Here is a 12,396-nt window from a genome sequence, read left to right as displayed (position 1 = left end):
TCGCCATGAAGAAGTTCGTCACTGCCCTCGCCCTTGCTGCGGCTGCTGTTCTCCCGGCCTGCGCTCCGCAGGTCGAAAGCGTCTCGTCGGTACAGGCGGAACAGCGCGAACCGGTGACGATCCTCGTCTCTATCGACGGTTTCCATCCCTCCTATCTCGATCGCGGAATTACACCGACGCTTTCCTCGCTTGCAGCCGGCGGCGTGAGCGCGGCGATGCGTCCGTCCTTCCCCACCAAGACCTTCCCCAATCACTGGACGCTCGTGACCGGGCTCGTGCCCGATCACCACGGTATCACCGCCAACCGCATGGAAGACAAAACCCGTCCCGACGAGGTTTTCACCATGGCCACCGTAGATCCCTATTGGTGGAACGACGCCAAGCCCGTCTGGGTCGAAGCGGAAGAAGCGGGTATCCGCTCCGCGGCCATGTTCTGGCCCGGTTCGGCTGTTCCGTGGGGCGGCACTGCGCAGGGCTGGGGCCCGGTCGAAGACGGAACCTTGCCGAGCGACTGGCAGCAGTTTTCGATGCAGGTCTCGAACACCCAGCGCGTGAACTCCGTACTCGACTGGCTGCGCCGTCCGGCGGATATCCGGCCCGAGTTCCTGACGCTCTATTTCGACACGGTCGACACCGCGGGCCATGATGCAGGGCCGGACAGCGAGGAAGTGAACGCCGCGCTGCGCGATGTCGACGCGCATATCGGCATGCTCGTCGAAGGACTGCGTGAATTCGGCCAGCCCGCCAATCTCGTGATCGTATCCGACCACGGCATGGCCGCCACGAGTTCGGATCGCGTGATCGCACTCGACGAAATCCTCGACAGTTCTCTCTATCGACTGGTGCAAGGAGGCGCCTATGCCACTTTCGAACCGGCGGAAGGGAAAGCCGACGCGTTCCGGGAAGCTATCCTTGCGGACCACGAACACATGACCTGCTGGGCGAAGGAAGACATTCCCGCCCGCTACAACTACGGCACGCATGACCGCATCCCGCCTTACCTGTGTCTTCCGGAGACAGGATGGACGATAACGCCCACCGCACCTACCTCCAGCTGGACGGGTGGCAACCACGGATACGATCCTTACGCGCCAGAGATGCTGTCGCTTTTCATCGCCAACGGTCCGGCTTTCCGGAACGGCGCCGCAATGCCAGTTTTCGACAATACCGATGTCGCCCCGCTGTTGCGCCATCTCGTAGGCCTGCCTCAGGCCGCCCGTGCCGACGGCTCGATTGACACCTTTCGTCCCGCCCTGTCCACAGGCAATTGATCACCGAGGCGGAACGCACATCCTCCCCTGCCGTTAGCCGTGCAAACCAGGGGAGATTCCAAGGTGATAGACAAGTCCGAAAAGTTCAGCTGGCTCGTGCGGGTCGGGTATTTCAGCCGTGCGATCCTGTATTTCGTACTCGGGCTCATCGCCCTGACAAGCTCCAGCAAGATTGCCGAAGGCACCAACGGGATCTTCCGCGCGATTGATGATTACCCCGCCGGGACATTGATCCTGTGGATCATGGTCGTCGGACTTGTTGCCTATGCACTGTTCCGCTTCTGCTCCCCCCTGTTCGATATCGAGAACACCGGATCGGACAGCAAAGGTTGGGCCAAACGTATCGGCCACGTCGGTAGCGGTATCGCTCACCTCGTACTTGCCTATTCCGCCTACAAGTTCGCCACCAGCGGCAGCCCCGGCGGCAATGGAGGTGCACAGGAAGCTGCCTCGGGCGTGCTGTCGATGGAGTTCGGCGGAGCAATTCTTGGCCTGCTTGGTGTCGCCTTTTTCGCCGCTGCCGTCTTTCAGGTGAAGAAGGGCATGACCGGCGAATTCATGAACCGCATTTCAGGCCGCGCCCCTGACGCGACGCGCTGGCTCGGCGGCGCAGGCTACATCGCCCGCGGCGTGGTCTATACCGTTATCGGCTGGTCGCTGTTCAAGGCGGGCTTCATGTCGAGCGGCGCAGGCCAGGTGAAAACGCTGGGCGATGCCGTGGCAAGCCTTGCCGGGGAAGGTTTCATCTTTACGCTGACCGCGATCGGCCTGATGCTGTTCGGTCTCTTCAGTCTGGTGCTCGCTCGCTATCGTATCATTCCGGAGCTCGACAGCAGTGCCGGTGTCCCCAAATTCCGCGCTTGAAACTCACTTGACCAGACAGCGGCCAGCAGGGTGAACACATTCGACCAGTTTATCCTGCTGGTTCGCGCCAGCTTTCGGATACAGGATCGGAGCCAACGCCTTTATAAATTGCATATTGCAACGCATCTCGGACTGGACCAAAGATCGACGAATGAAATTTTACGAAGATCTCGAAATCGGCGCGACCAGCAACTTCGGTGTTTACGAGGTTACACGCGAAGAGGTGATGGAATTCGCCTCGAAATACGATCCCCAGCCATTCCACCTGGACGACGAGGCCGCCGCACAAACACATTTCGGCAGGCTGTCGGCCAGCGGCTGGCACACATGTTCCATGACCATGCGCATGATGGTCGAAAACATGAAAAGCGAAAAATCGGCCGGTCTTGGTTCGCCGGGGATCGACCAGCTGCGCTGGAAAAAACCTGTCTATCCCGGCGATACACTGCGCTGCGAAACCGAAGTGATCGAAAAGCGCCGCAGCGCGTCACGGCCAGAAATGGGCATTTTCAAAAGCCGTATCCGCACCTTCAACCAGAACGATGAAATCGTGCTTGAAATGGTTTCCAATGGCCTGATCCGGACCCGTGATCCGGAAGGTTCTGACTAACTCAGGCTCCGCACTGGGTCAGGCCTTTGGCCTTGTATACCACAGCGTCGGTGCCATCCCTGACAGTCAGCGTGCCTCGATAATCGGTGGTCTCGTGCCCGCTTTGTGTTCCGCCCGCTTCCTCGAGATCGAGCACAAAGGAATATTCCCGGCCATCGTATTTACGCCGCGCCAGGTACGGTAGCTCGTGACTACCCATATCCGCCGCGAATATCATCAATTCACCTTTGCGAATCATGTAACCCTTGTCCGCCATCCCGATCGCAACCGCTCCGAGCCCGCCGCCATCGGGCACGAAGCTGCATCCCGCACCATATAAATCGTATTTTTCAATTTCCGGATAGCGGATGGGATCGAGCACGAGTTCTTCCGGCGGCGGTTTCTGATTGGCTTTGACCTCCGCCACGGCCTGCTGGCGCGCAGCTTCTTTTTCGGCAGGCGTAGGTTCGTCGCAGGCCAGAAGCGCGAAGGGCAGTGCCAAGGCAATCCAGCGCATCAATGTCTCCCGAACAGCTTTTCGACATCTTCCATCGAGAGCTTAACCCACGTGGGCCGTCCATGGTTGCATTGGCCCGAGCGCGGGGTGCGTTCCATCTCGCGCAAAAGAGAATTCATCTCGTCGACGCGCAATACGCGCCCTGCCCTCACTGAACCGTGGCAGGCCATCGTGGCGAGCACGAGGTCGAGCTTCTCGCCAAGATGCAGCGCCTCCCCGTTCAGGGCCAGATCGTCGTCGATATCGCGCAGCAATTTCTCGCGATCGGTTCGCGCGATGGCATGCGGCAGGCTCCGCACCAGCATGGCCGAGGGGCCGAAGCGTTCGATGACCAACCCGTGTTTCGCCAGACTTCCTGCCGCTTCTTCCAGCCGGTCGCAGCTTGTTTCTTCCAGTTCCACGACTTCGGGAATAAGCAACGACTGGCTGCGGGCCACCGCTTCCTCGGCACCCGCCGCCTTCAGCCGCTCGAGCACAAGGCGCTCGTGTGCAGCGTGCTGGTCGACGAGGACCAGGCCATCCTTCGCTTCGGCCACGATATAAGTGTTCGCCACCTGTCCGCGTGCGATGCCCAGGGGATAGTCTGCTTCTTCCCTTGCCACCGGAGCCGCTTCCTCTGCCCGGCCGCGCGGCGCGGCCATGACCTCGGTATCCGGGCCGCGCCAGGTGGAACCCGGTTCGGAAACCCCCTGTCGCGGCGCCGACCAGTCGCGCCCTTCGAAGATGGAACGTAGCGCGGGCGCCGGTTCCGCCCTTTCCGGTTCCTGCTGCCAGCGCGACATTGCTCCCGCATCGGGAGACTGCGCGCTCCGCTTGTCGCCGGTTGCCAGCGCCTGCCTGAGACCGGAGACGATAAATCCGCGCACCACCTGCGCATCGCGAAAGCGTACCTCGGTCTTGGCGGGGTGGACATTTACGTCCACTTCCTCTGGGGGAAGGTCGAGGAACAGCGCCAGCACGGCGTGGCGATCACGCGCAAGCATATCTGCGTATGCGCCGCGCACTGCGCCTGTCAGAAGCCGGTCCTTCACCGGACGGCCATTGACGAAAAGGTATTGGTGATCGGCGATGCCACGGTTGTAGGTAGGCAGACCCGCGATCCCCGTCAGTCGCATCGATCCTCGATCCAGATCGATAGCGACGCCGTTTTCCTTGAGTTCGCGAGCAACCACCTGGGCAACGCGATTGGCCAGCCCTTCTCCGGCCCGAAGGCCAAGGATGCGGCGATCCCCGTGGTCGAGCGTGATTGCAACATCAGGCCGCGCCATCGCGAGGCGTTTTACCACATCCAGACAGGCTGCATACTCGCTGCGCGGGGTACGCAGGAACTTGCGGCGCGCGGGAATCTTGCCGAACAGATTCTCCACCCGCACTAGCGTCCCCGGTGGCAGTGCAGCCGGACCTTCGCTGATCAATTCGCCATGATCGACCACACGCTTCCAGCCCTGCTCCGCACCTTGAGGGCGGCTCTCCAGCGTGAACCGTGAGACGCTGGCTATGCTTGGCAGGGCCTCTCCGCGAAAGCCAAGCGTCGACACCTGTTCGATGGCTTCATCGGGTAGTTTCGAGGTCGCATGTCGTTCCAGCGCCAAAGCCATTTCATCCGGATTCATTCCGCAGCCGTCATCGGTCACTTCGAGGCTCGCCAGCCCGCCCTCGACCAGCTTGACCGCGATGCGCGAAGCACCTGCGTCGATTGCGTTTTCTACCAGCTCCTTGAGCGCGGAAGACGGGCGCTCGACCACCTCTCCGGCAGCGATGCGGTTGACGAGAGTATCGGGCAGGCGTCGTATTTCAGGCATGGACAGGCAACGATAGCGACGAATCGCGAGGAATCCGAGACGGCGCGTTTGCCTATCCCCCAATTGCCCTAAGGAAATTTTTGGCTTTCGGCGCGTAATATCGCTAAGGCTCCGCCACCGTTTCCTCACGGGTGGATGCGCGCGGCTCCTCACAACCGTCGACTGACCCCGACATCACACGGATTATCGAACGAATATGGGCCTCTGGAATAATATCTTCAAATTTGGCGTGCAGAACATGGCGATCGATCTCGGGACCGCCAATACGCTGGTTTACGTACAGGATCAGGGCATCGTCCTGAACGAACCGAGCGTGGTTGCGCTCGAAACGATCAACGGCATGAAGCGCGTCAAAGCCGTTGGCGATGATGCGAAGATGATGATGGGCAAGACGCCCGACTCGATTGAAGCCATCCGCCCCCTTCGTGACGGCGTGATCGCCGACCTCGACGTGGCAGAGGAAATGATCAAGCACTTCATCCGCAAGGTGAATGGCCGCAAGAGCCTGATGCGTTATCCCGAAATCACCATCTGTGTCCCCTCGGGTTCGACTTCCGTCGAGCGTCGCGCAATCCGCGATGCGGCATCGAATGCCGGTGCCAGCCAGGTCTATCTGATTCTCGAGCCCATGGCTGCGGCCATCGGTGCCGACATGCCGGTTACCGAACCAGTCGGCTCCATGGTCGTCGATATCGGCGGTGGGACGACGGAAGTCGCGGTGCTATCGTTGCGTGGTCTCGCCTACACCACTTCGGTCCGCACCGGCGGTGACAAGATGGATGAAGCCATCGTCTCCTATGTCCGACGACACCACAACCTGCTGATCGGCGAAAGCACTGCCGAGCGTATCAAGAAGGACTATGGCGTCGCACGTCCGCCCGAAGACGGTGTTGGCGAACAGATCACCATCAAGGGCCGCGATCTCGTCAACGGCGTGCCCAAGGAAATTACGATCAACCAGGGTCACATCGCCGAAGCGCTCAGCGAACCGATTGGCGCGATCGTCGAAGGTGTGCGCATCGCACTGGAGAATACGGCGCCAGAACTGGCGGCCGACATCGTCGACCAAGGTATCGTGCTCACCGGCGGCGGAGCGCTGATCGGCGGGCTCGACGAATATCTTCGCGAAGAAACCGGTCTTCCCGTCACGATCGCGGAAGACCCGTTGTCCTGCGTGGCGCTGGGAACGGGACGTGCGATGGAAGATCCGATCTATCGCGGGGTCTTGATGACCGCATAAGGGGGACCCGGCCATGGCGCCGAGCGGCCAGCGGCGCTCCAGCTATTCCAAGCGAGCGCAATACAATCTTTTCACCGGCTACATCGTCGCCGGGGCCGGTGCGCTGATCGGTGCGGTTCTGCTTGGCATATCCTTTTTCCAGCCGGATATATTCGACGGACCGAGAGGTGCCGCGCAAGATGCCGCCTCTCCGGCCACGGAGACGGTCGCAGTGGCACGAACCGGCTCGAAATCCCTGTGGGATTCGATCAGCGGCTATTACCGCGCTGGTTCGAAGAACGCAGAATTGAAGCGCGAGATGGAACTTGCGCGCATTCGCCTCGCAGAAGCAGAGGCACTCCGGCGCGAGAATGTACGTCTCAAAGGCCTTCTCGATCTGCAGGACGAAGAGCGCAAGCCCGTGGCAGTGGCGCGGCTCGTCGGTTCGACTGCGTCGAGCACGCGCCGCTTCGCCTATCTCGGTGCAGGCTCCGAGGACGGAGTAGAAGTGGGAATGCCGGTTCGCTCGGCGCGGGGCGTCGTGGGTCGCATCCTCGAAACCGGGACGACCTCCTCGCGTGTCCTGCTGCTGACCGACAGCGAAAGCGTCTTGCCTGTGATCCGCGCCGGCGGCGAAACCGTCGCTTTCGCCGAAGGCCGCGGGGACAGCTTCCTGCGTATCAAGCTCATCAATCTCGGCATCAACCCGCTGGCGGTGGGTGACATGTTCGTGACCAGCGGTGCCGGTGGCTATTATCCACCGGGCATAGCTGTCGCCATTGTAACCGAACTGACCGACGACGGGGCACTCGCGCGCATCGTAAGCGATCCTGCGGCGACCGATTTCGTCTCGGTAGAACCGATCTTCGAACCTGAAGCCGTAGTCGGCTCGCAGACACCGATCGAAGAAGAGCTGGGCGACTGATGGAGCGGATCGAACCGCGCGCCCGGAGTGATGCCTACGGCAGCCGCATCAATCGTTCGCATTCGCCGCTGCTCGCCAATATCATTCCATGGGGCTCTATCCTGATCGGTTCACTTCTGCCGATCTTTCCGATTGCCTCTGCTCTGCCGATAGTACCCCCGCTGGGCTTTCTCATGCTTCTTGCCTGGCGGCTCGTCAGGCCTGGATTGCTCCCCGTGTGGGCCGGTTTCCCGCTTGGGCTGTTCGATGATCTCTACAGCGGGCAACCCTTCGGCTTCGCGATCCTTACCTGGTCCGTCACTCTACTCGTGATCGAAGCGGTGGAAATGCGCTGGCCATGGCGCGCATTCTGGCAGGACTGGTTCACAGCCGGTATATTGGCGGGCAGCTATCTCTGCGCAGGCTGGCTACTTTCCGGTGCCACGCCCACCCTGCCCTCGCTCGTCGCTATCGTGCCCCAACTCGTGTTTACAGTTTTGATCTATCCACTCGTAGCCGTCTTCGTATCCCGTCTCGACGAACTCCGTCTGAGGCGCTGGAGGCGGGTCTGATGGGTTTGTTCGGACGCCGGAGAACTGGTGCGAAACCGCGCGAACTGGTCAGCCAGACCACTCTCGACAACACTTTCGATCGGCGCACCTTCGTGATCGGTGCGGGCATGGGCGGGATCGGGATGATCCTCGCGTCCCGCATGGCCTATATCGCCATTGCAGAAAATGAACGCTGGGTGCTGGAGTCCGAAAGCAACAGGGTGAACCTGTCGCTCATCCCTCCCCGGCGGGGTTGGATACTCGATCGGAACGGTGCGCCGCTAGCCTCCAACCGCGCCGACTTTCGCGTCGATGTCATTCCGGATCGGTTGGCTGATCCGGAAAAGACGCTCAGCGTGCTGTCAAATATCCTCGATTTGTCGACAAACAATTTGGCCGACATATCGAAGCGTATCGAAGAGGCGCGCGGGTTCCAGCCAATCGAGGTGGCTACCGGGCTCAATTACGATCAATTCGCTGCTATAAGCGTTCGCCTTCCCGATCTGCCCGGGGTCGTGCCGCAGCGCGGCTTCTCACGGTTTTATCCCACAGGCCCCAGCGTCGGCCATCTTATCGGCTATGTGGGACCGGCCTCGGCGGAGGAGTATGAGGAAAATCCCGATCCCCTCCTCATCACTCCCGGCTACAAGATCGGGAAGGACGCGCTCGAAGCGCAATTCGAGGAGGAATTGCAAGGTGAACCCGGCGCGCGCCGTGTCGAGGTAACTGCCTCGGGCCGGATTGTACGTGACCTCGAAACGCGGGAAGACAGGCAGGGCGCTTCGGTACGGCTGACGATCGACGGGCCTTTGCAGGATTACGCCGCGCGCCGCATCGGACTTGAAAGCGGCTCCTGCGTCGTCATGGATTGTGAAAGCGGCGACATACTGTGCATGTCTTCCATGCCGAGCTTCGATCCCAACAGCTTTTCTGCTGGGATTGGCCGGGTCGAATACTCCATGCTGCGCGAGGACGAGCGCGTGCCACTGCGCAACAAGGTCCTCAAGGGACTTTACCCGCCCGGTTCTACCGTCAAGCCGATGCATTGCATGGCTTTCCTCGATGCAGGTGTGAAGCCGGACGAAGCGATCATGTGTGGCGGCGGCCGAAGGATCGGAAACCGGTTCTTCAACTGCTGGAGCAATCATGGCCGGGTCGACATGGCCAAGGCCATTTATCAGAGCTGCGACAGCTATTTCTATCACTTCGCGCAACAGATCGGCTTCCAGAAAGTAGCCGAATGGGCGCATAAAATGGGCCTGGGCGAAGAATTCGACCTGCCCGTTGCCAGCCAGTTCTACGGAACGGTCCCGGACCCTGCGTGGAAGCAGCGGAAATACGATCAGGCCTGGCAACCTTACGATACCGTCAACGCTTCGATCGGACAGGGCTATTACCTTGTGAATCCACTCCAGCTTGCCGTGATGAGTGCACGACTTGCGACTGGGTACAAGGTGATGCCGCATCTTCGGATGGATGATCGCAGGCCAAAGTTCGAGCACTTCGATTTCAGTTCGGACGAAATCGACTACGTTCGTCAGGCAATGAGCGATGTGGTCAACGGCCCAGGCACTGCCGGCCGCGCAAGATTGCCGATCGAAGGCATCCAGATGGCGGGCAAGACGGGAACGGCACAGGTCGTCTCGCTCAGCGTTTCGGACGGTAGGAGTGGCCCGTGGAAATATCGCGACCATGGGCTCTTCGTTTTCTTCGCGCCCTTCGACAAGCCGAAATATGCTGGCGCCGTCGTGATTGAACATGGCGGAGGATCGGGCGCAGCCTATCCAATCGCTCGGGATGTGATGACTTTCCTCTTCGACCCTGTGAAGGGAATGGAGGCCTTGCGTCCTCTGGAAGAACAATGGGGTGGCACCGCCTCGCAGCGGCTCGAGGCCAAGTACCGCGCGTACGCCGCAGCAGCTGGCGAAGTTGTGGAACCCGTACCGTTGCGCACCGAACAGATCTTCGATCAGGTTGATGCCGAAGCGCGTCTGGCGCAACGTCAATCGGAAGAACTGGCTCAGCAACAACGCAGCTCCCGGGCCGAAGGTTCGCCGTCTCCTTCAACGCCCAGCGGCCCGTCCTCCATGACTGAGGATCAGGTCGAATGAGCAATATCGTTCCAGCGCCCGTGGCCCGGCAGCCGTGGATGATGCTGTTCCCGCTGTTCGCGCTGATTGGTTTCGGTGCACTTGTTCTCACGTCGGCGGCGGCCGGCAACTTCGAGGCTTACGCGCAGTCGCATTTGATCCGTTTTGCCATTTTCATTGTCATGGCAGTCGTTATTTCACGGTTTGGAAGAGATGTAGTCGGGCTGCTCGCCTACCCGGCCTATATCGCCATCCTGCTGCTCGTGATCGCAGTCGAAATCGTCGGTCAGGTCGGAGGCGGGAGCCAGCGCTGGCTTGAACTCGGCCCGATCCGCATTCAGCCTTCGGAACTCATGAAACCGGCAGTCGTGCTTGCACTGGCTCAATACTACGGCTCGCTTCCCGTCGGCATGGTGCCGACGTGGCGAGCTCTCATGCCTGCCGCCGCGATCATCTTGCTGCCAATGGCCTTCGTACTTCTGCAGCCCGATCTCGGTACGTCGCTTGCCATAGCATTCGGCGGCTTTGTCGTTCTGTTTCTGGCTGGCCTGCCACTGCGCTGGTTCGTGCTCTCGGGCATAGCGGCAATCGCTTTGGCACCCGTCGCATTCTTTGTGGGGCTTCAGGACTATCAGCAGAAGCGCGTTCTGACTTTCCTCGATCCTGAAAATGATCCCTTGGGCGACGGCTATCAAATCACCCAGTCAAAGATCGCAATCGGATCGGGGGGCATGTTCGGCAAAGGCTTCAATGAAGGTTCGCAAAGCCACCTCAACTATCTTCCCGAGCCGCATACGGATTTCGTATTCGCGACCATGGCCGAAGAATGGGGTTTTGCCGGCGGCCTGTTCACAATCGGCGCCTTTGGCCTGATCCTATTCTGGGGTCTCAAGGTAGCGAAAGCGAGTACCGACCGGTTTGCCAAGCTGCTGGCGGCCGGCATGACCGCCACGATCTTCTTCTACGTCGCGATCAATCTGTTAATGGTAATGGGCTTCGCCCCGGTGGTGGGCATACCGCTGCCCTTCATCAGTCACGGCGGCAGCTCGATGATGACCAACATGATCTGCATCGGCGTGCTGATGATGGTTCACAGATGGAACCAGAAGTCGCCTCGGACGGGCCTGATCCTCAGCTGAAGCCTAGAGCTTCACGAGACCGAGTTTCAGTGCCCGAACGGTCGCTGTCACCCGGTCATTCGCTTCGAGTTTTTCGTACACCCGCTTTACATAGGTTTTGACCGTCTCCGGCGAAATGTTCAGAATTTCCGCAGTCTCGGTCGCCGATTTGCCGCGCCCCATCCATGTGAGAACTTCTCGTTCGCGCGCGGACAAAATCACTTCTGGCTCTGCATTATCCATCACCTTGCATATCTGGAGATGTGCCGTTTGGAGCAACGTGTGCAGATGTGCCAGACGCCCTGCTTCGAACAGTTCGGGATCTTCGAGGAAAGTCAGCGCAGCGAACGCATCCCGGTTGCGTGGACCGTATAGCGCGAAACCCGCCCAGTTCTCGATCCCGAACTCCTCGATATATCGTTTGGCAGTGGGATCGCCTTTGGCAAGCTGCATTGCTTTTCGCCAAGTAAGTATGTGGCCATGCTCCAGGGTCAGCCGCGGAACCGGATCGATTTGGCGATATCCCTCTCCGAAATACTTTTTCTGGAGATCGAGAGGATAGCCCCGCGCCCAGATGAAAGCGTTATGCGAAGTGGGTGATTCGAAAATTGGAGTGAAATGATAGCTGAACCAGGCCGCGCCCTCTTCTCGGCAAGAATAGTATACGTATTCAAGGATTGCCTCGCAATCCTCCATCCGTTCGATATCTGCCGAAAATGTTCGCATTCGCGCTGAACCGCCGTGGCTGTCCCCCAGCCGCGTGACTATCTTAGCGCATATCGGCGACTATGTGGACACCCGATCGCAGGAGCCCGGTGGAATCCGGACCTTGTGAAAAGGGATCGCGCAATGAAAACGGACAACTACACCTTTGCAGGGAGAGTGGATTCTCGCCATCAAGGGGCAGACGACCTCCACCCGGATCATCAAGGCCAAGATGACGAAAAACTTTCGAACACCATCCTGCGGATCCTGCACCGGAGCGCCGAACAGGGTTTCGCCCTTCCGGTCTACGATCTGCCGCAGATAACCGGCTTCACCCTCAGTGAATGCTTCGGAGGTGTCCGCAAGCTGGAATTCGAAAGACTGGCAAGAATCGAGGATGACCCAACAGACCCTTTCGGTGCCAGGTTGATCCTCCTGGATGACGGAGCAGCTGAGGCCTCGCGCCGGTAAAGGTCGAAATGCCGACTGAAAGTCCACATTGAGACTTTTCATTCGCAGAACAGCCGCTATATGAGCGCCTCCCCGAGTCGGGGCCGCCCGTACCACCGGGCCGGGCACGGAGACATGCCGTGAGTGTGGACGCATAGCTCAGTTGGTAGAGCAGCTGACTCTTAATCAGCGGGTCCTAGGTTCGAGCCCTAGTGCGTCCACCAAACCTTTCAGATACTTATCCCCTTTTAGAGATGTTGGCCAACGTCTGTTTTCTTGCCCAGCTAGTCGGCGCCAAGAAACTCACTCCTCCCCT

The 12,396-nt window shown here is 59.8% G+C and carries 12 protein-coding genes and 1 tRNA gene; 10 read left to right on the top strand and 3 right to left on the bottom strand.

Features of this window, described 5'->3' with window-relative positions:
- Positions 1-5: 5 nt before the first annotated feature.
- From AC13CE_RS12775 to AC13CE_RS12765, 3 genes are all read left to right on the top strand, one after another.
- Positions 6-1,271 carry an alkaline phosphatase family protein gene (locus tag AC13CE_RS12775; protein WP_221538849.1) on the top strand — a complete coding sequence of 422 codons (1,266 nt, stop codon included), beginning with the start codon at positions 6-8 and terminating at the stop codon, positions 1,269-1,271.
- Between the two features lie 63 nt (positions 1,272-1,334).
- Positions 1,335-2,135 carry a DUF1206 domain-containing protein gene (locus AC13CE_RS12770; RefSeq protein ID WP_482972646.1) on the top strand — a complete coding sequence of 267 codons (801 nt, stop codon included), beginning with the start codon at positions 1,335-1,337 and terminating at the stop codon, positions 2,133-2,135.
- Positions 2,136-2,286: 151 nt separating this feature from the next.
- Positions 2,287-2,745 (top strand): MaoC family dehydratase, encoded by a 459-nt coding sequence (locus AC13CE_RS12765; protein WP_221538845.1) that lies wholly within the window; start codon positions 2,287-2,289, stop codon positions 2,743-2,745.
- 1 nt (position 2,746) lies between these two features.
- On the opposite strand, the gene AC13CE_RS12760 is transcribed toward AC13CE_RS12765, so the two are convergent.
- Both AC13CE_RS12760 and mutL read right to left on the bottom strand, forming a co-directional pair.
- Positions 2,747-3,241, bottom strand: a complete 495-nt coding sequence (locus AC13CE_RS12760) for a hypothetical protein (protein ID WP_482972645.1) — start codon at positions 3,239-3,241, stop codon at positions 2,747-2,749.
- Entirely contained in the window at positions 3,241-5,043 is a 1,803-nt protein-coding gene (gene mutL, locus AC13CE_RS12755; RefSeq protein WP_482972644.1) for a DNA mismatch repair endonuclease MutL, read from the bottom strand. Before mutL ends, AC13CE_RS12760 begins: the two co-directional genes overlap by 1 nt.
- 196 nt (positions 5,044-5,239) lie before the next feature.
- Between mutL and AC13CE_RS12750 the strand changes: the two genes are divergently transcribed.
- The 5 genes from AC13CE_RS12750 to rodA are packed head-to-tail and all read left to right on the top strand — an operon-like array spanning position 5,240 to position 10,946.
- The gene (locus AC13CE_RS12750) at positions 5,240-6,283 is read left to right on the top strand and encodes a rod shape-determining protein (RefSeq protein ID WP_221538839.1); all 1,044 of its coding nucleotides are present in this window, start codon (positions 5,240-5,242) and stop codon (positions 6,281-6,283) included.
- A gap of 13 nt (positions 6,284-6,296) precedes the next feature.
- On the top strand, positions 6,297-7,187 hold the full coding sequence (locus AC13CE_RS12745) for a rod shape-determining protein MreC (protein ID WP_482972643.1): 891 nt from the start codon (positions 6,297-6,299) through the stop codon (positions 7,185-7,187).
- Positions 7,187-7,738: a rod shape-determining protein MreD gene (locus AC13CE_RS12740; RefSeq protein ID WP_221538835.1), complete on the top strand. Its 552-nt coding sequence runs from the start codon at positions 7,187-7,189 to the stop codon at positions 7,736-7,738. Before AC13CE_RS12745 ends, AC13CE_RS12740 begins: the two co-directional genes overlap by 1 nt.
- Positions 7,738-9,828, top strand: coding sequence for a penicillin-binding protein 2 (gene mrdA, locus AC13CE_RS12735; RefSeq protein WP_482972642.1), 2,091 nt, complete (start codon positions 7,738-7,740; stop codon positions 9,826-9,828). The genes AC13CE_RS12740 and mrdA overlap by 1 nt, the downstream gene beginning before the upstream one ends.
- The gene (gene rodA / locus AC13CE_RS12730) at positions 9,825-10,946 is read left to right on the top strand and encodes a rod shape-determining protein RodA (RefSeq protein WP_221538831.1); all 1,122 of its coding nucleotides are present in this window, start codon (positions 9,825-9,827) and stop codon (positions 10,944-10,946) included. The genes mrdA and rodA overlap by 4 nt, the downstream gene beginning before the upstream one ends.
- A gap of 3 nt (positions 10,947-10,949) precedes the next feature.
- On the opposite strand, the gene AC13CE_RS12725 is transcribed toward rodA, so the two are convergent.
- Positions 10,950-11,651 carry a helix-turn-helix transcriptional regulator gene (locus AC13CE_RS12725; protein WP_482972641.1) on the bottom strand — a complete coding sequence of 234 codons (702 nt, stop codon included), beginning with the start codon at positions 11,649-11,651 and terminating at the stop codon, positions 10,950-10,952.
- A gap of 123 nt (positions 11,652-11,774) precedes the next feature.
- Between AC13CE_RS12725 and AC13CE_RS12720 the strand changes: the two genes are divergently transcribed.
- Both AC13CE_RS12720 and AC13CE_RS12715 read left to right on the top strand, forming a co-directional pair.
- Positions 11,775-12,101 (top strand): hypothetical protein, encoded by a 327-nt coding sequence (locus tag AC13CE_RS12720; protein ID WP_221538827.1) that lies wholly within the window; start codon positions 11,775-11,777, stop codon positions 12,099-12,101.
- 127 nt (positions 12,102-12,228) lie between these two features.
- Positions 12,229-12,304: transfer RNA gene (locus AC13CE_RS12715), tRNA-Lys, on the top strand.
- Positions 12,305-12,396 lie beyond the last annotated feature (92 nt).

The organism is Qipengyuania sp. B-5 (assembly GCF_056857815.1).
The sequence above is the reverse complement of the archived record's forward strand: the minus strand, read 5'-3'. Positions and strand labels throughout refer to the sequence as shown.